Here is a 17,585-nt window from a genome sequence, read left to right as displayed (position 1 = left end):
TCCCACAAGGCCGGTGGTCCGCTGGGTGATGATGTCGAACGCCAGATGCACCATGGCCGGATAGGTATCATCGTGTTTCCCCCAGCGCACCGGCCGGCGACGGAAGCGGTTTTGTGTGCGATCTACGACCCAGCGCCGGGCCTTGAAGCTCGGGCAGCGTACGATCGCCTCAGCTTCTTCGCCAAGCGGGCGAATGTGGAGCGTGAAGCCCTCCGCTTGAACGCGACTTCGCACCAACCTCGGCGCCCACTGGCTGAGAACGGTTGTTGCGTGCAGGTCATCCCACATAAGCGACGGATACGAGCATGTTATGATGGCGCTCGTTACAGCGACTGTTCGAGACCGCTCCGCCCTTATGCCAGCCTCAAACGCTCCCTATCCTGTACTGCCGGGACGACGCTATCCGCCCGGCGCGACCGTCGAGGATGCGGGCGTCAACTTCTCCGTCTACAGTCGGCACGCCACTGGAGCCGAGTTGCTGCTCTACGAGTCGGCGACCAGTCCCGAGCCCTTCCAGACCATCCGGCTCGATCCGCGCACCAATCACACCTTCTTCTCCTGGCACCTGATGGTCGAGGATCTGCCGCCGGGCACCCATTACACCTGGCGCCTGGAAGGTCCGAACGACCCGCATGGCCACGGCTGGCGCTTCGATCCGAGCATCGAGCTGGTCGATCCCTGGGCGCGCGCGGTCAATGTCGCCGGCTGGGATCGCTGGCAGCGCCAGCGCAAGGGTGTCCAGCCGCACGACTCGCCGCGCGCCATCGTGCTCGCCGAGGAATACGACTGGGAGGGCGACGAACCCATCCGGCTGTCGAGCGAGCAGATGATCATCTACGAGCTGCATGTCGGCGGCTTCACCCGCCATCCCAGCTCGGGCGTCCGCCATCCGGGCACCTTTCTCGGCCTGATCGAGAAGATCCCCTATCTCAAGGAACTCGGCATCACCCATGTCGAGCTGATGCCGGTGATGGCCTTCGACGAACAGGACGTGCCCGAGCCGGTCTGGAAGGCCGGTCTGCGCAACTTCTGGGGCTACAGCAGTTTCGGCTTCTTCTCACCGCATCCGGGTTTCTGCGTCACGCCCGAACAGGGCACGCACAGGCGCGAGTTCCGCGACATGGTCAAGGCGCTGCATCGCGCCGGCATCGGCGTCATCCTCGACGTGGTCTTCAACCACACCAGCGAGGGCGGGGCGGGCGGTCCCACGCTCACCTTCAAGGGCTTCGGCAACGAGACCTTCTACTGTCTCGACGCCATCGACAAGGGGATCTATCTCGACTTCACCGGCTGCGGCAACACGGTCAACGCCAATCATCCGCTGGTGACCAACTTCATCATCGACGCGCTCGAATACTGGGTGCGCGAGATGCACGTCGACGGTTTCCGGTTCGACCTGGCCAGCGCCATGGCGCGCGATTCCGATGGACGTCCACTGGCCAACCCGCCGGTGATCTGGGGCATCGAGCTGTCCGACACCCTGGCGGCGACCAAGATCATCGCCGAGGCCTGGGATGCCGCCGGGCTCTATCAGGTCGGCACCTTCCCCGGCTATCGCTGGATGGAATGGAACGGACGCTATCGCGACAGCATCCGGCGCTTCGTGCGCGGCGATCCGGGCCTGGTGCCCGAGATCGCCACCCGGATCTCGGGCAGCAGCGATCTGTACGAGGCCAATCTGCGCAAGCCGATCAACAGCATCAACTTCGTCACCTGTCACGACGGCTTCACGCTCTGGGATCTGGTCTCCTACAACCGCAAGCACAATCTGGCCAATCACGAAGGCAACCGCGACGGCACCGACGACAATCTGAGCTGGAACTGCGGCACCGAGGGCGAGACCCCGAACCTCGAGGTGCTGACCCTGCGCCGCCGTCAGGCCAGGAACCTGCTGACCCTGCTGTTCCTGAGCCAGGGCATCCCGATGCTGCTGGCCGGCGACGAGGTGCTGCGCTCACAACAGGGCAACAACAATGCCTGGTGTCAGGACAACGAGACCGGCTGGCTCGACTGGTCGTTGATGGAGCGCAACGCGGCCATGCTGCGCTTCGTGCGCGGACTGATCGCACTGCGCAAGCGTCATCCCAGTCTGCGTCATCGTCACTTCCTCGCCGGGCGACCGCTGCCGGGCGGTGAGATCCCGGACGTGGTCTGGCACGGTCTGGAACTGGAGGCCCCACCCTGGGACGATCCGGAGAGCCGGATCCTGGCCTTCACGCTCGCCCCGGTCTGTCCCGATGAGGCGTTGCTGCACGTCATGATCAACATGAGCGATCGCGCTCTGCGCTTCGCCCTGCCCGAGATCGCGCCGGCGCGCTGGCATCTGGCCCTGGACACTGCGCGCGCCTCGCCGACCGACGTGGTGCCGCCCGAGGATCAGTGCCCGGTCGAGGACGGGCGTCAACTGGTGCGCTCCAGGAGTATCCTGGTACTCGAAGGGCGGTCGGCATCGGATCCTTCCGCCATCCAGCCAACCTAGGGGGACAGCCGCTCAGGCGACGGGAGAATCCATGGCAAGGGCACAGCTCTTTCACGCACTCGGGCTGCACATGCATCAGCCGCCCGGTAATCTGCGCCTGCTGTTCGAGGTCAACCCCTGGGAGGCCGAGCAGATCCTGCGCTGCTACGAGCGCGCCGTGCGCCATGCCGAACAGTACGCAGACGTGGCGCGGCTGCATGTGAGCTTTTCGGGTGTGCTGCTGGAGCAGTTGCTCGACCCGGCCATCGTCGATCTCTACCGTCACATCGTCGACATCCCCGAAATGCTCGAGCGCTACCGCGCGGCCGACAACATCGAGCTGCTCGGCCTGGGCTACTATCACCCGATCTTCCCGCTGATCCCGCGTGCCGACTGGCCCGAGCAGCTCGAACGCGGGCGCGCCGTCATCGAGCGCGTCTTCGGGCGCAGTCCGCGCGGCTTCTGGCCGCCCGAGCTGGCTTTCTCGATGGAGATGATCCCGGCACTGGTCCAGGCCGGCTATGAGTACGTCATCGTCGATGGCGTGCATGTGCTTCCCGTCGACGGCGTCAACGACATCTTCAGGCCCTATGTCGCCTGCCACGATGGGGCCTGCATCACCATCGTGCCGCGCGACCGTGACGTCTCCAATGCCCAGGGGCATGGTCTGAATCCACGCTGGCTGCGCGACGAGTTGTCCTGGCGCTCCACGGTCTCCCCGCGTCCGGACGAGGCGCGGCTCGTCACCACCTGGTCCGACGGCGAGAACGGCGGCTGGTTCAGACAGACGCACGAGCCGTCCGGCTTCTTCGGTCACTTCTTCGCGCCCTATATGGAGCAGTGTCGCGACGGCGACTATCCGATCACGCCCGTGCTGCTCGGCGACTATCTCGCTCGACAGCGTCCGACCGCGCGCGCCCAGGTGCAAACCGGCTCCTGGAACGTCGGTGAGTCCTGCCGGGATGATTTCTCGCCCTGGATCGGATCCGAATGTCAGCGCCAGGCCGTCGACGAGGTGCGCCGGTTGAGCGAGCGCTACTGGTCGCTCTGTCAGTCGTGGCCGGACGTCTATCAGGTCGCGGGCGAGACCCTGGTGCGCGCGCGCCGCCAGATCCTCGAGGCCGAGACGAGCTGTTTCCTGTGCTGGGGCGATGCCTGGATTCCGCATCTCCAGGCGCGCACCCGACCGGCCGCCGCCGCGCTCGACGCGGTCGAGGCTGTCCTGCGTACCCATCCCGGCCTGTCCGGGGTGTGAGCGACCGCGATCCGATGCCCAGTGTCACGCCCGATCTGGTGCCGCCCGCCGCGCCGCTCGTCCCCGTCTTTCCGCTCGCCGGCCCGGTCGAGCCGCTGACGCTCTATCCGGGCGCGGAAGGCGAGGTCCGGGTGCGCTGGCGGTTGCGTGCCGATGAGGTCGTGGGGCATGGCGCGTCTTTTCCGCGCGCCGACGGCGCGCCGCAGGCCGTGCTGAGGCTCGGACGTGTGAACATCGGCGGCGGCTCCAAGCCGGTCCGCGAGCAACCTCTGCATCTGTCCGGCTTGAGCGGGAGCGGTGAGGTCGCCTTCCAGGTCGGCGACGGCTCCGGCCTGTTCGAGGCCGAGCTGGGCCTGATGAATCCCGAGGGCGGCTGGCTGTTGCTGGCGCGTTCCAATCGGCTCCAGCAGGCGCGGGGGCTGGGACTGGAGTCGCTGCGGCCTGCGCCGCCCGGCATGGACTGGAACCACGTCGCTTCACCTGAGCCTGAGCCCGAGCGTGCTCCCTCGCGCCTTGAGGAAGAGGGTTGGGGAGAGGGGGGGGAAACCATACCCGGCGCGTTCAAGTCGCCGCCGGAGGGTTCGACCTCGGTCGGTGGCGCACCCCAGGTCGCGGTTGACTCGATCTTCACGCCCGTCGCTGGAGTGCCTGTCGCGACAGGCCCGTCGGTTCCGGCGGTCGCCGCCCTCATGCACGCCATCCCGAGTCTGACCTATGCCGATCCCGCGCCCGCGACCGCAGGGCTCGTCATCGAGGCCGAACTCCGCCTCCATGGCTGGAGCACGCCCGACACCGAGATCGATCTCTTCGGTCATCGCTATCGCGTGGGGCCGGGCGGACGCTTTCAGCTCAGTGTAAGGGTCGACGACCCCGAACTCATCCGGCGCGCCCTGGCGCGGCATCCGCCGCCCGAGTCGGATGATCCTCGATAACCGCCATTCCGATTCCCAATCTTCGAAACAATGCATATCGCCATGGTCAGCGCCGAGTGCGCGCCCATCGCCAAGGCCGGCGGTCTCGGTGACTTCGTCCAGGGGCTGGCGCGCGAGTTGGCGCGTGTCGGCGAGCGCGTCGAGGTCATCCTGCCGGCCTACGACGTCCTGAGGTTCGATGCCCTGGAGCGACCGCGTCCGCTCGGCATCGAGTTACAGGTTCCCTTCGGGGGCGAATCCATCGTCTGCCGGGTGCTCGGTCTGAGCCTGGATGGCTATGAATGCCGGCTGATCGCGCCCAACTCGACGCATGGCTTCTTCGAGCGCGGGCGAATCTATGGCGAGCCGGACGACGCCGAGCGGTTCGCCTTCTTCTCGCGCGCCCTGGTCGAGTATGTCTCTCGCCCTGAGTCGCGGCCGGACGTGCTGCATTGCAACGACTGGCAGACGGGGCTGGCGCCTGTGCTGCTCGCCGAGCGCCGTGAGGCGCTCGGGCGGATTCCGGTCTGCTACAGCCTGCACAACGTCGGCTATCAGGGCTGGGTCGAGGCCGATCTGCTGGCGCGGGTCGGTCTGGATGCGGCGCGTCTGCTCACGCCCGATCGGCTGGCCGACCCCGGCGATCCGCGCCGCGCCAATCTCATGAAGGGCGGCATCGCGGCGGCGGATGCCGTCAACACCGTCTCGCCGCGCCATGCCTGGGAGATCCGGAACACTGAACAGGGGATGGGACTGCAATCCTGGTTCCAGCGCTATGACTACAAGTTCGGCGGCATCCTCAACGGCATCGACGAGGCGGTCTGGAACCCGCTGACCGATCCGCTCATCCCGGCGAACTTCGGCCCCGAGTGCCTGGAGCGCAAGGCGCTCGACCGTCAGGCCTTGCGCGCGCGTCTCGGGTTGGAGGAGGCCGCCGACCGGCCGATCATCGCCATCGTCAGCCGTCTGGATCGGCAGAAGGGCGTCGAACTCATCGCGCACGGCATCCGGTATGGGCTGAACGCCGGCGCCCAGATCGCGCTCCTGGGCAGCGCGATCGAGCCGGCCATCGCCGAGCGCTTCGCGCGCCTCGCATCGACACTGGAGACCCACCCGCACGCCCATCTCGAACTCGGCTATGACGAGTCGCTGGCCCATCTGATCTATGCCGGGGCCGACATGATCCTCATCCCCAGTCTCTACGAGCCATGCGGGCTGACGCAACTGATCGCCATGCGCTATGGTACGGTTCCGATCGCGCGACGGGTCGGTGGACTGGCCGATACCATCCGGGACGCCAACCACTCGACCGCGCCCTTCGAGTCGCGCAACGGCTACCTTTTCGACGAGCCGACCACGGAATCGCTCGAGACGGCCATGGACCGCGCGCTCGGACTCTGGCGCGATTTCCCTGAATACTTCAGCCGGTTGCGTCTCAACGGCATGCGGGGTGACTATTCCTGGCGCCGGCCGGCGCGGGAGTATCTCGCACTCTATGCCTACGCGCGGGAGGCTTCCGGCGTCGGCGCCTCGACCTCGTCCAGGATGTGACGGATACCGGCCCGCGCCAGATCACCGACGTCCGAGAATTCGATGCCCAGACACCAGGGTTCGTCGCGCATCGCCGGCGAGATCCAGGCCACAGAACCGACGGCCTGGATCCACGCGGAGGTCTCGTTCGACTCCAGTTCCACCAGCAGTCGGGAGTGGATCGGCACCATCTGCGCGCTGCGTACCTGGATGCCGCCCTCGCTGATATCCTGCGAGGTCACTTCCTGGATGCCTGGAAGCGTGCCGAAGGCCTCCAGACTGAGCGGAAAGATGCGCGCCTGTCCCGTCCAGGGTACCCGTCGGAAACTACGTCGCTCGTCGACAGTCTTGTCTGGGATCATGGTCTCGACCCTCATTACCTGAATCCAAGGAAGCTTTATCATCGAACCCTTGCCCTCGCGGGCGCGATCGAATCGCCATCCGGTTCAATCCCTATACTTCAGTATAGAACCATTGGGCCGATCAAGGATCACTCGACCTCCAGCCTGCACAACTCCAGACACCATGTCCATCGCTCATCCATCACCTTCGTCACGTCCACCGCGCCTCATGGGCATCCTCAATATCACACCGGACAGCTTTTCCGACGGCGGCCGTTACCTGGAGCGCGAGGCCGCCGTCGCGCGGGCGCTGAGGATGCTGGAGGAGGGCGCCGACATCCTCGACATCGGCGGTGAGTCGACCCGCCCCGGCTCGGCTCCGGTTCCGCCCGAGGAGCAGGAACGGCGCATCCTGGATGTGGTCCGGCAGTTGCGCGACCGCATCCCCGCTGGAATCCCGCTGAGCATCGACACCACCTGGGCGCGTGTCGCGCGCGCCGCGCTCGCCGCCGGCGCCGACTGGATCAACGACACCTCGGCCGGACTCGACGATCCCGACATGCTGCCCCTGGCCGCCGAACTCCAGGCGCCCATCGTGCTCATGCACCGTCGCGGTACGCCGCAGACCATGCAGCGCGCCCCTGAGTACCTGGACGTGGTCGCCGAGGTCCGCGATCATCTGGCCGCGCGCGCCGAGGCCGCCCTGGCCGCCGGTGTGCGCGAGTGCGACATCCTGCTCGATCCGGGCATCGGCATCGGCTTCGGTAAGGATCAGGAGCACAACCTGACACTGCTGGCCGGACTGGGTCGCCTGGTCGAACTGGGCTTCCCGGTCCTGCTCGGGACGAGCCGCAAGCGCTTTCTCGGCGCGCTCTGTGGCGATGTGGCCGCCGATGAGCGCGTGGCGGCCACCTGTGCCACCACGGCCCTGGGTGTGATGCAGGGTGTGGAACTCTTTCGCGTGCACGATGTGGCCGCCAACCGGCAGGCCGCCGACGTCGCCTGGGCCATCTCATGCCGCTCGACAGGTGATTGAACCTTGAACAAGACCAAAGACACGGCTCGATCGAGCGACTTGGACACCGCGAAGCGAGGGGTGGGGACAGCGAGGCGCGCCGGCTCGCGTTCGGCGAGCCACTGGTTCTTCCAACTCGTCAGCTCGGGACTCGGCGCTCCCTTGCAGGTGCTGACGCTGGGGCTGGTGGGCGCGGGCGTCTTCGTTGCCGTCACCCTGCCCGAACTGCCCGACGTCCAGACCCTGCGCGACGTCCAGCTCCAGGAACCGCTGCGCGTCTATAGCGCCGATGGACGTCTGATCGGCGAGTTCGGCATCGAGCGCCGGCGTCCGGTGTCGATCCGCCAGATCCCGCCTCTGGTCATCGAGTCCTTCCTCGCCACCGAGGACAGCCGCTTCTTCGAGCATCGCGGCATCGACACCCAGGGGCTCGGGCGCGCACTCCTGAGCTATCTGAGTACCGGCGAGAAGGCGCAGGGCGGCAGTACCATCAGCATGCAGCTCACGCGCAACGTCTTCCTCTCACCCGAGAAGACCTTCCAGCGCAAGCTCGCCGAGGTGCTGCTGACCCTGCACGTCGAGCAGACCCTGACCAAGGAGGAGATCCTGGAACTCTATCTGAACCAGATCTTCTTCGGGCATCGCGCCTATGGCATCTCGGCAGCGGCGGCCTTCTACTACGATAAGCCGCTCGACCAGCTCACGATCGCCGAGGCGGCCATGCTCGCCGGCGTCCCCAAGGCGCCCTCGACCAACAACCCCATCACGAATCCCGAGCGCGCCCTGGAACGGCGCGACTACATCCTCGGACGCATGCTCGAACTCGGCTACATCGACGCCGACCAGCACGCCGCCGCCGTCGCCACGCCCGACACGGCCCAGGCCCACCGTCCAGGCCCGGATCTGGAGGCCGGCTATGTCGCCGAGATGGCCCGCGCCGAGATCGTGCGCTTCTACGGCGAGGACGCCATCAATCGCGGCTATCGCGTCACGACCACGCTCGAACCGCGCTTGCAGCTGGCCGCGCAGGACGCAGTGCGCACCGCGCTGCGTCAGTACGATCGCCGTCACGGTTATCGCGGCCCGGAGGCGACCCTGGACATCGCCGGACTGAGCGAGGCCGAACTCGACGCCTATCTGGACGAGGTCACGCGCGTCCCCGAACTGGCGCCCGGACTCGTGACCCGCGTCTCGTCGTCCGGAGCCGAGATCTACGTCGGACGCGGCGAGCGGGTCGAGCTGCCGCGCAAGGCGCTCAGTTGGGCGCGCACCCAGCGCAATCTGGCGCGCTGGCGCGGTGAGCGGCGGCGCGGTCCGAATGCGGTCGCCGTCGGTGATCTGGTGCGCCTCAGACGCTCATCCAAGGGCGATTGGGTGTTGACGCCGATCCCCGCCGTCTCAGGGGCGCTGGTCAGCCTCGATCCGCATGACGGCGCCGTCCGGGCGCTGGTCGGGGGGTACGCCTTCAGCGACTCCAAGTTCAACCGCGCCGTCGACATGCGTCGCCAGCCCGGCTCCAGCTTCAAGCCCTTCGTCTATGCCGCCGCGCTCGAACGCGGCTGGACGCCGGTCAGCCTGGTGCGCGATCAGGCCGTCAAGCTCAAGGGCAATCAGCGTTGGAATCCCAAGAACGCCGACCACAAGGAACTCGGCCCCATCAGTCTGCGCCGCTCGCTGGCGCTGTCGCGCAATCTGGCCAGCATCAATCTGCTGCAGAGCGTCGGGCTGGAAGAGGCCCAGAACTACATCCGCCGTTTCGGCTTCGACACCCAGGCCCTGCCGCTCGGACTGTCCATGGTGCTCGGCACCGGCGAACTCTCGCCGGTCAAGCTCGCCGAGGGCTATGCGGTCTTCGCCAACGGCGGCTATCACGTCACGCCCTATTTCATCCAGCGCATCGAGGATGGGGATGGCCAGATCGTCTTCGAGGCGCGTCCGGCGCGCGCCTGTCCGGATTGCTGGTACAAGACCGGCGACACGTCCGCCGCCACCCGTGGACTGGCCGCCCAGGGGCAGGGGCTGGCCGAGCGCGTGATCGATCCGCGCACCGCCTATCAGATGACCTCGCTCCTGCGCGAGGTCATCGAGCGCGGCACCGGCGCCCGTGCCAAGAAGCTCGACCGGCCCGACATCGTCGGCAAGACAGGCACCACCAACGACATCCGCGACTCCTGGTTCGCCGGCTATCAGGCCGAGTTCGTCACCATCGCCTGGATGGGCTTCGACGACTTCGGCAAGCTCGGCCGGGGCGAGGAGGGCGGCAAGGCGGCGCTCGGCCTGTGGGCCGACTTCATGGAGCAGGCACTCAAGGATCGCCCCGTCGCCACGCTGGAGCCGCCGCCCGGGCTGGTCGAGGTGCGGGTCGATCCGGCCCGGGGGGTCGAGACCAAGGCCAAGAGCGGTGTCGTGGAGCTGGTGCAGGAGGAGTATCGCGACGCTCTGCTCGGTCCCGAGCCGGTCCGGGTCGCGAGTCCGGCCGGTGATGGCGCGCGCCGTGGCAGTGGTTCGGGTCAGCGCTCGGCGCCGCGTGTCATGGACGATCTCTTCTGAGTGATGATTTCTCCCGATCGCGGCGGTAGACTTGACCGCTTTCATCCACCATTACCCCATGAGGTTTCGCCGTGGTCGCCCCCGAGTCAGACTTTCACCGCATCAAGCGGTTGCCGCCCTATGTCTTCAACATCGTCAATGAGTTGAAGGCCGAGGCGCGAGCCCGGGGCGAGGACATCATCGACTTCGGCATGGGCAACCCGGACCAGGGCACGCCCAAGCACATCGTCGACAAGCTCGTCGAGTCGGCCCAGCGTCCGGACACCCATCGCTATTCGATGTCGCGCGGCATTCCGCGTCTGCGCCGCGCCGTCTGCAACTGGTATCGCGATCGCTTCGACGTGCATCTCGATCCCGAGAGCGAGGCGATCCTGACCATCGGCTCCAAGGAGGGTCTGGCGCATCTGGCACTCGCCACCATGAGTGCCGGTGATACCGTGCTGGTGCCCAATCCGGCCTATCCGATCCACCCCTACGGCTTCATCATCGCCGGGGCCGATGTGCGTCATGTGCGTCTGACGCCGGACGTGGACTTCTTCGAGGAGCTGCAGAAGGCGATCCAGGAGTCCTGGCCCAAGCCCAAGATGCTGGTGCTCAATTTCCCCGGCAATCCGACCACGCAGTGCGTCGAGCTGGACTTCTTCCAGAAGGTCATCGACATCGCGAGCGAGCACGGCATCTGGGTCATCCATGACCTGGCCTATGTCGACATCGCCTTCGACGGCTACAAGCCGCCCTCGATCCTCCAGATCCCTGGGGCCAAGGACATCGCGGTCGAGTTCTTCACCCTGTCGAAGAGCTACAACATGCCCGGCTGGCGCGTCGGCTTCATGTGCGGCAACAAGACCCTGGTCTCGGCGCTGGCGCGTATCAAGTCCTATCTCGACTATGGCACCTTCACGCCGATCCAGGTCGCGGCCATCGCCGCGCTGGAGGGTCCGCAGGAGTGCGTGCGCGAGATCAGCGACATGTATCAGAGCCGGCGCGACGTACTGTGCTCGGGTCTGAACGCCGCCGGCTGGCCGGTCGAGCCGCCGAGGGCGACCATGTTCGTCTGGGCGCCGATCCCCGAGCCCTATCGGGCCATGGGGTCGCTGGAGTTCTCCAAGAAGCTCTTGCGTGATGCCAAGGTTGCCGTTGCGCCCGGCATCGGCTTCGGCGAATACGGCGACACCCATGTGCGCTTCGGTCTGATCGAGAACGAGCACCGCACGCGCCAGGCCATTCGCGGCATCAAGGAGATGTTCCGGCGCGACGCGCGTGCAGGCGCCTGATCCGGAGACCCATTGCCTGAAGAGGTTGCAATGAACCCCGTTTACACTGCTGTCGTAAAACAAGAAGGTGACTGGTGGCTTGGCTGGATCGAAGAGGTCGCCGGCGTCAACTGCCAGGAAAAAACACGTGAAGAATTACTGAATTCGCTACGTGTCACCCTGCGGGAAGCCCTGCAATTCAACCGGGACGATGCCATTGCGGCAGCCGGCTCGAATTATGTGGAAGAAGCGATAGCGGTATGAAGCGGGGCGCATTGCTGAAATATTTGCGCTCACACGGCTGCGACCTGCTCCGCGAAGGCGGAAATCACTCTTGGTGGTGGAATCCCGCTCAAAACAAGCGGTCTTCCATCCCAAGACACAAGGAAATCAGCGACATTCTTGCCGTGAAAATCTGCAAGGATCTTGGTGTCGAACCCATCAAATAGCATCCAACAGGCGTCTCAAGCCGAATCCGCACTGTCGTTCGCTGGGCATGACGTGTAGTGGCGCGCTGTTGGTTACAGTCAACTCGCAACGCCACTTCCGCGAAACGACTTTCAACGACATATCGAAGAAACAGAATCAGGTGATTGCATGGATCCGGTGAAGATCGGTCTACTGGGCTTGGGAACCGTCGGCGGCGGCACGGTGACGGTGCTGACGCGCAATGCGCGCGAGATCGCCCGCCGCGCCGGTCGCGGCATCGAGATCGCCCGCGCGGCCGCGCGCGAGTATCGCCCCGAGCTGATCGAGGGCCTGGACCAGATCGGTCACATCGGCGACGACGCCTTCGATCTGGTCGAGGATCCGGACATCCAGATCGTCGTCGAGCTGATCGGCGGCTACTCGCCGGCGCTGGAACTGGTGATGCGCGCCATCGACAACGGCAAGCACGTCGTCACCGCCAACAAGGCCCTGATCGCCAAGCACGGCAATGAGATCTTCGCCGCCGCGCGCGAGAAGGGCGTCATGGTCGGCTTCGAGGCGGCGGTCGCGGGCGGCATCCCCATCATCAAGGCCCTGCGCGAAGGCTTGGCCGCCAACCACATCGAATGGATCGCCGGCATCATCAACGGTACCGGCAACTTCATCCTCAGCGAGATGCGCGACAAGGGGCGGGCGTTTGCAGACGTGCTGGCCGAGGCTCAGGCGCTCGGCTATGCCGAGGCCGATCCGACTTTCGACGTCGAGGGCATCGACGCGGCGCACAAGCTCACCATCCTCGGCTCGCTTGCTTTTGGTATCCCGCTGCAATTCGAGCGCTGCTTCACCGAGGGCATCTCACGCATCGACGCCCAGGACGTGGCCAATGCCGCTGAACTCGGCTATCGCATCAAGCATCTGGGCATCGCGCGCCGCTCGCCCGGCGGGATCGAGCTGCGCGTGCATCCGACCCTGATCCCCGAGCGGCGGCTGCTGGCCAATGTCGATGGGGTCATGAACGGGGTGCTGGTCAAGGGCGATGCGGTCGGTCCGACGCTCTACTACGGGGCTGGAGCCGGCGCGCTGCCGACCGCCTCGGCCGTGGTCGCGGATCTGGTCGACGTGACGCGCGCCCTGACCACCGATCCCAACAACCGGGTGCCGCATCTGGCCTTCCAGCCCGATGAGCTGGCCGACACTCCGGTGCTGTCGATGGACGCGGTCCAGACGTCGTATTATCTGCGGCTCACGGCGCTCGACCGTCCAGGCGTCATGGCGCGTATCGCCAGTATCCTGGGTGAGGAGGGCATCAGTATCGAGGCGATCAAGCAGAAGGCGCCGAACAAGGGTGAGACCCAGGTGACGCTGGTCATGCTCACTCATCGCGTGATCGAGGGCCAGATGAACACGGCCATTGCGCGTATCGAGGCGCTGGACTCGGTTCAGGGGGCGGTGGTGCGTATTCGCATGGAATCGCTTTCAGGGTGAATCAGAGATAGAGCAGCCCCAGGATGACCCCGCCGAGCAGCAGGCGATAGAGCGCGAAGGGCAGCATACTGATGCGCTCGATGAAGCTCAGGAAGAAGCGGATGGTGAGATAGGCGACCAGATAGGACACCATGGCGCCGAGCACCAGTCCGCTCCAGTCGACCGGCTCGGCGGTCTGAACCAGCTCCAGCGTCTCCAGTCCGCCGGCCATGAGAATGGTCGGGATGGCGAGCAGGAACGAGAAGCGTGAGGCGGCCTGGCGCGTGAGTCCGAGCAGCAGGCCCGCCGTGATGGTGATGCCCGAGCGCGAGGTGCCGGGGATGATGGCGACGGCTTGCAGCAGACCGATGACGAGCGCATCGCCCCAGCCGAGTCCGTATTCGTCGCGCTCGCGCCGTCCGCGCCAGTCGGCCCACCACAGCAGCAGACCAAAACCGATGGTCGTACCCGCGATCACCAGGGCGATGAGCTGATCGTCTTCGCGCAGCCATTCCAGCACCGACTTCAGCGGCAGTCCCAGCACCACCACCGGCAGCGTGGCCAGCACGATCATCCAGCCGAGCCGCGCGTCCGGGTCGTCGAAGCGTCGCGTGCGCAGCGAGTCCAGCACCGCGACCAGCATCCGCGCGATCTCACGCCGGAAATAGAACACCACGGCAGCGAGCGTACCCAGATGCACGGCCACGTCGAAGGCCAGACTCTGAAGCTCGTAACCGAACAGTAGCGGCGTGAGCACCAGATGGCCCGAGCTGGAGATCGGCAGGAATTCGGTGAGGCCCTGGACGAAGGCCAGGACGAGGATTTGGATGGTTTCCACTGACGCAGCGCTCTCGGAGACAGGGCGCGTAGTATAGCGCCGGATCAGTCGCAAAGTTCCAGCATTCGCCAGGTCTCGACGGGCGGCAATCGGGCGCACGCCACGGCAGCGATATAGCCGGGGGCCGGGACAAGGTGAGCGATCTCGGGGGCGGCGCTTCCGGGCGGGCGCGGGCGGAAGAGTCCGCGCCCATCGCATTTGACGTCGGCTTCCAGAGCCGTCCAGGCGAGGTGGAAACACTCCAGCCGCTCAGGCTCGGAGAGCGCTTCCAGTTCGGCGACCGTCGCCGGCTCGAACAGACGCCGGGCGATGGCCGGCAGATTGGCGCGCGGCCGGACCCACTCGCAATCGACGCCGAGTGCGGCGTCCGGGCCGGCGCTCAATGCCACCAGCGCCAGATCGCCGCTATGGCTGAAGCTGAAGGACAGCCAGCGATCGGCGCCATCCAGATAGGGCTTGCCGGTCGGGTGGCGTTCGATCCGGATCTGTGCGGGCGGCCGGTCCAGGTAGGTAGCGAGGATGCGGTTGAGACCGGCCAGGGCGCGGGTATAGCGCGCCCGGTGCGTGTCATGACGCAGGGCGTCGACACGCGCGCGCTGCGCCTCGCTCAGCAGTGTCCCGCACCTGTCCGGATCTGCCCCGCCTTCACCTGTGTCGATGCGCCACAGATGCAGCTCACCCGGTTCGAGTCGCGCGTCGAAATCCGGATTCGGTCGATTGGGCGCCGGGCGCCAGGGAGTGATGTGACGATTCATGTGTCCAGTCGGTCGATCGAGTGTGTCCGCCGTTCGTGCGATGGCCGTATCCATCCGCGCGCGGATGAAGCGCGGCGCGTGTCGCCGTATAATCGCGCATCCAGCCATGATAGGGGATGGACGTGCGAAACCCGGATGACTCATCGCTCGAAGCGCGTCTGGAGGCGCTGTGCGCCAAGGGCTGTCGTCAGGTCCGGCGCGACATCGCCGCGCTCGAATCCGGCGCCGAGCTGCCCGAGACCCAGGGACTGACCGCCGACGAGCGCGTCCGGTTGCTCGCCGAGCTGAAACAGATCATGGCCGTCTATGGCGATACCTGCCGTCTGTGATCCAGTGACCGTCCTGCGTCGCCCATCCGTCCCCAACCCCCGCTTCCGATCCTTCAGACAGAGTCCGCTCATCCATCATGACCCCGATCATCGAGACCATCAGTCAGGAACTCGCCGCGCGTCCGGCCCAGGTCGAGGCGGCCGTGCGGCTGCTCGACGAGGGCGCCACCGTGCCCTTCATCGCGCGCTATCGCAAGGAGGCCACCGGCGGTCTCGACGATATCCAGTTGCGTCATCTCGAAGAGCGGCTCGGCTATCTGCGCGAACTCTCCGAGCGCCGGACGGCGGTGCTCAAGAGCATCGAGGAGCAGGGCAAGCTGACCGCTGAACTCCAGACCGCCATCGAGGCCGCCGACACCAAGCAGCGGCTCGAAGACCTCTATCTGCCGTTCAAGCCCAAGCGGCGCACCAAGGCGCAGATCGCGCGCGAAGCCGGACTGGAGCCGCTGGCCGATGCCATGCTCGCCGATCCGTCGCAGTCGCCCGAGTCGCTGGCCGCCGGTTTCGTCGATGCAGGCAAGGGCGTGGCGGATGTCGCCGCCGCGCTGGAGGGCGCGCGTCAGATCCTGATGGAGCGCTTCGCCGAGGACGCCGAGCTGGCCGGACGCCTGCGCGATCATCTCTGGGAGCAGGGCATCCTGGTCTCGACCGTGGTCGCGGGCAAGGAGCAGGAGGGCAACAAGTTCTCAGATTACTTCGACTATCGCGAGCCGATCGCCAGGGTGCCCTCGCATCGGGCGCTGGCGCTGTTTCGCGGGCGCAATCAGGGCGTGCTCAATCTGGAGCTGCTGGCGGGGGAGGGCGAAGATCCCGAAGCGGTCTGTCGCGGGCTGGTCGCCGCGCGCTTCGGCGTCCGCGATCAGGGGCGTCCGGGCGACGGCTGGCTCATCGAGACAGTGCGCAAGGCATGGCGCGTGAAGCTGTTCACCCGGCTCGATCTCGAACTCAAGGGGCGGCTGCTGGAGTCGGCGGAGGACGAGGCGATCCGCGTGTTCGGGCTCAACCTCAAGGCGCTGCTGCTGGCCGCGCCGGCCGGACGACTGCCGACCCTGGGGCTGGACCCAGGGCTGCGCACCGGGGTCAAGGTCGCGGTGGTCGATGCCACCGGCAAGGTCGCCGCGACCGATACGATTTATCCGCATGTGCCCAAGAACCAGTGGGATGCATCGATTGCTCGGCTGGCGCAACTGGCCAGGGCGCATGACGTCAAGCTCATCAGCATCGGCAACGGCACCGCCTCGCGCGAGACCGATAAGCTCGCTCGCGACCTGATCGCGCGCCATCCCGAGCTGGGGCTGAAATCGCTGGTCGTCAACGAGGCGGGCGCCTCGGTCTATTCGGCCTCGGAGTTCGCCTCGAAGGAACTGCCCGAGCTGGATGTCTCGCTGCGCGGCGCGGTCTCGATCGCGCGCCGGTTGCAGGATCCGCTCGCCGAACTGGTCAAGATCGAGCCCAAGGCGATCGGTGTCGGCCAGTATCAGCATGACGTCAACCAGACGCGGCTGGCGCGCACCCTGGACGCCGTGGTCGAGGACTGCGTGAACGCGGTCGGCGTGGATCTCAATACCGCCTCGGTGCCGCTGCTCACTCAGGTCTCGGGGCTCAACCGCAGTCTGGCCGAGAACATCGTCGCCTTCCGCGAGGCCAATGGCGCCTTCTCCAGCCGCAAGAAACTGATGGCTGTGCCGCGTTTCGGCGACAAGGCGTTCCAGCAGAGCGCGGGCTTTCTGCGTGTCCCCGATGGCGAGGAGCCGCTCGACGCTTCGGCGGTGCATCCGGAAGCCTATCCAGTGGTGCGGCGCATCGCCGAGTTCACCGGCAAGGATGTGCGCGGTCTGATCGGCGACACCGCGACCCTGCGCCGGCTCGATCCGGCCGCCTTCACCGACGAGCGTTTCGGTCTGCCGACCGTGAAAGACATTCTGGCCGAGCTGGAGAAACCCGGCCGCGACCCGCGTCCCGAGTTCAAGACCGCGCAGTTCAAAGAGGGCGTCGAGACCCTGAAGGATCTGGAGCCCGGCATGATCCTGGAAGGCACCGTGACCAATGTCACCAACTTCGGCGCCTTCGTCGACATCGGTGTGCATCAGGACGGGCTGGTGCACATCTCAGTGCTGTCCGACCGCTTCGTGAAAGATCCGCACGAGGTCGTCAAATCCGGCGATCTGGTCAAGGTCAAGGTGATGGAAGTCGATCTGGAGCGCAAGCGAATCGCCTTGAGCCGGCGTCTGGACGAGCCGGCCGAACGCGCGCGCTCGGGGCGGTCGGAGACGGGGGAGCGGGGCGGTCGTCAGTCCCCGCCCAAAAACACCGCTTCGGAAAAGGCACGCGGTGGCGGCAAGGAGCGTAATCGTCCGGGCAGCGCGCCAGCGTCCGGTATGGGTGGCGCCCTGGCCGATGCTTTTGCCAAGGCGCAAAAGTCTTGAGTCCTGGCTGTCAACGAGCGCGCCCCGTTTG

Annotated in this window: 15 protein-coding genes; 12 read left to right on the top strand and 3 right to left on the bottom strand. The window is 66.3% G+C overall.

All coding sequences use genetic code 11. The features are described 5' to 3' along the window. Positions 1-355 precede the first annotated feature (355 nt). The 4 genes from glgX to HW932_RS14305 are packed head-to-tail and all read left to right on the top strand — an operon-like array spanning position 356 to position 6,175. Positions 356-2,479: a glycogen debranching protein GlgX gene (gene glgX, locus HW932_RS14320; RefSeq protein ID WP_176977163.1), complete on the top strand. Its 2,124-nt coding sequence runs from the start codon at positions 356-358 to the stop codon at positions 2,477-2,479. A 31-nt stretch (positions 2,480-2,510) separates the two neighbouring features. Further along, positions 2,511-3,713 (top strand): polysaccharide deacetylase family protein, encoded by a 1,203-nt coding sequence (locus tag HW932_RS14315; protein WP_176977162.1) that lies wholly within the window; start codon positions 2,511-2,513, stop codon positions 3,711-3,713. A gap of 14 nt (positions 3,714-3,727) precedes the next feature. Next, entirely contained in the window at positions 3,728-4,645 is a 918-nt protein-coding gene (locus HW932_RS14310) for a hypothetical protein (protein ID WP_176977161.1), read from the top strand. 30 nt (positions 4,646-4,675) lie between these two features. Then, positions 4,676-6,175 (top strand): glycogen synthase, encoded by a 1,500-nt coding sequence (locus tag HW932_RS14305; RefSeq protein WP_176977160.1) that lies wholly within the window; start codon positions 4,676-4,678, stop codon positions 6,173-6,175. Here HW932_RS14305 and HW932_RS14300 read toward each other — a convergent pair. Continuing rightward, the gene (locus HW932_RS14300) at positions 6,124-6,516 is read right to left on the bottom strand and encodes a PilZ domain-containing protein (protein ID WP_176977159.1); all 393 of its coding nucleotides are present in this window, start codon (positions 6,514-6,516) and stop codon (positions 6,124-6,126) included. The two genes, HW932_RS14305 and HW932_RS14300, sit on opposite strands and share 52 nt — an antisense overlap. A gap of 208 nt (positions 6,517-6,724) precedes the next feature. Here HW932_RS14300 and folP point away from each other — a divergent pair, with 208 nt between their 5' ends. From folP to HW932_RS14270, 6 genes are all read left to right on the top strand, one after another. Beyond that, positions 6,725-7,531 carry a dihydropteroate synthase gene (folP, locus tag HW932_RS14295; protein ID WP_246296842.1) on the top strand — a complete coding sequence of 269 codons (807 nt, stop codon included), beginning with the start codon at positions 6,725-6,727 and terminating at the stop codon, positions 7,529-7,531. Positions 7,532-7,534: 3 nt separating this feature from the next. Next, positions 7,535-10,060: a penicillin-binding protein 1A gene (locus HW932_RS14290; RefSeq protein WP_484476990.1), complete on the top strand. Its 2,526-nt coding sequence runs from the start codon at positions 7,535-7,537 to the stop codon at positions 10,058-10,060. Positions 10,061-10,131: 71 nt separating this feature from the next. Then, positions 10,132-11,334: an alanine transaminase gene (gene alaC / locus HW932_RS14285; RefSeq protein ID WP_176977156.1), complete on the top strand. Its 1,203-nt coding sequence runs from the start codon at positions 10,132-10,134 to the stop codon at positions 11,332-11,334. Between the two features lie 12 nt (positions 11,335-11,346). Beyond that, positions 11,347-11,577, top strand: coding sequence for a type II toxin-antitoxin system HicB family antitoxin (locus HW932_RS14280; RefSeq protein WP_246296841.1), 231 nt, complete (start codon positions 11,347-11,349; stop codon positions 11,575-11,577). After that, the gene (locus HW932_RS14275; RefSeq protein WP_176977155.1) at positions 11,574-11,762 is read left to right on the top strand and encodes a type II toxin-antitoxin system HicA family toxin; all 189 of its coding nucleotides are present in this window, start codon (positions 11,574-11,576) and stop codon (positions 11,760-11,762) included. Before HW932_RS14280 ends, HW932_RS14275 begins: the two co-directional genes overlap by 4 nt. Before the next feature lie 148 nt (positions 11,763-11,910). Then, positions 11,911-13,227 (top strand): homoserine dehydrogenase, encoded by a 1,317-nt coding sequence (locus tag HW932_RS14270; RefSeq protein WP_176977154.1) that lies wholly within the window; start codon positions 11,911-11,913, stop codon positions 13,225-13,227. A gap of 1 nt (position 13,228) precedes the next feature. On the opposite strand, the gene HW932_RS14265 is transcribed toward HW932_RS14270, so the two are convergent. Beyond that, complete coding sequence (locus HW932_RS14265; protein ID WP_176977153.1) at positions 13,229-14,044, bottom strand: undecaprenyl-diphosphate phosphatase; 816 nt, start codon at positions 14,042-14,044, stop codon at positions 13,229-13,231. 44 nt (positions 14,045-14,088) lie between these two features. Further along, positions 14,089-14,799, bottom strand: coding sequence for a 4'-phosphopantetheinyl transferase family protein (locus HW932_RS14260; RefSeq protein ID WP_176977152.1), 711 nt, complete (start codon positions 14,797-14,799; stop codon positions 14,089-14,091). A 116-nt stretch (positions 14,800-14,915) separates the two neighbouring features. Between HW932_RS14260 and HW932_RS14255 the strand changes: the two genes are divergently transcribed. Together HW932_RS14255 and HW932_RS14250 are read left to right on the top strand one after the other, a co-directional pair. Further along, on the top strand, positions 14,916-15,128 hold the full coding sequence (locus HW932_RS14255; protein ID WP_176977151.1) for a hypothetical protein: 213 nt from the start codon (positions 14,916-14,918) through the stop codon (positions 15,126-15,128). 77 nt (positions 15,129-15,205) lie between these two features. Then, positions 15,206-17,554 (top strand): Tex family protein, encoded by a 2,349-nt coding sequence (locus HW932_RS14250; protein ID WP_176977150.1) that lies wholly within the window; start codon positions 15,206-15,208, stop codon positions 17,552-17,554. Positions 17,555-17,585 lie beyond the last annotated feature (31 nt).

This window comes from Allochromatium humboldtianum, assembly GCF_013385175.1.
Taxonomy (GTDB): domain Bacteria; phylum Pseudomonadota; class Gammaproteobacteria; order Chromatiales; family Chromatiaceae; genus Thermochromatium; species Thermochromatium humboldtianum.
This window is presented reverse-complemented; position numbering and strand designations above follow the sequence as displayed.

What these genes read in the sequence shown, in the direction of transcription:
- glgX (WP_176977163.1), top strand. Translation starts at nt 356, where the DNA reads ATGCCAGCCTCAAACGCTCCCTATCCTGTACTGCCGGGACGACGCTAT.
- HW932_RS14315 (WP_176977162.1), top strand. Translation starts at nt 2,511, where the DNA reads ATGGCAAGGGCACAGCTCTTTCACGCACTCGGGCTGCACATGCATCAG.
- HW932_RS14310 (WP_176977161.1), top strand. Translation starts at nt 3,728, where the DNA reads ATGCCCAGTGTCACGCCCGATCTGGTGCCGCCCGCCGCGCCGCTCGTC.
- HW932_RS14305 (WP_176977160.1), top strand. Translation starts at nt 4,676, where the DNA reads ATGCATATCGCCATGGTCAGCGCCGAGTGCGCGCCCATCGCCAAGGCC.
- HW932_RS14300 (WP_176977159.1), bottom strand. Translation starts at nt 6,516, where the DNA reads ATGATCCCAGACAAGACTGTCGACGAGCGACGTAGTTTCCGACGGGTA.
- folP (WP_246296842.1), top strand. Translation starts at nt 6,725, where the DNA reads ATGGGCATCCTCAATATCACACCGGACAGCTTTTCCGACGGCGGCCGT.
- HW932_RS14275 (WP_176977155.1), top strand. Translation starts at nt 11,574, where the DNA reads ATGAAGCGGGGCGCATTGCTGAAATATTTGCGCTCACACGGCTGCGAC.
- HW932_RS14270 (WP_176977154.1), top strand. Translation starts at nt 11,911, where the DNA reads ATGGATCCGGTGAAGATCGGTCTACTGGGCTTGGGAACCGTCGGCGGC.
- HW932_RS14260 (WP_176977152.1), bottom strand. Translation starts at nt 14,799, where the DNA reads ATGAATCGTCACATCACTCCCTGGCGCCCGGCGCCCAATCGACCGAAT.
- HW932_RS14255 (WP_176977151.1), top strand. Translation starts at nt 14,916, where the DNA reads ATGGACGTGCGAAACCCGGATGACTCATCGCTCGAAGCGCGTCTGGAG.
- HW932_RS14250 (WP_176977150.1), top strand. Translation starts at nt 15,206, where the DNA reads ATGACCCCGATCATCGAGACCATCAGTCAGGAACTCGCCGCGCGTCCG.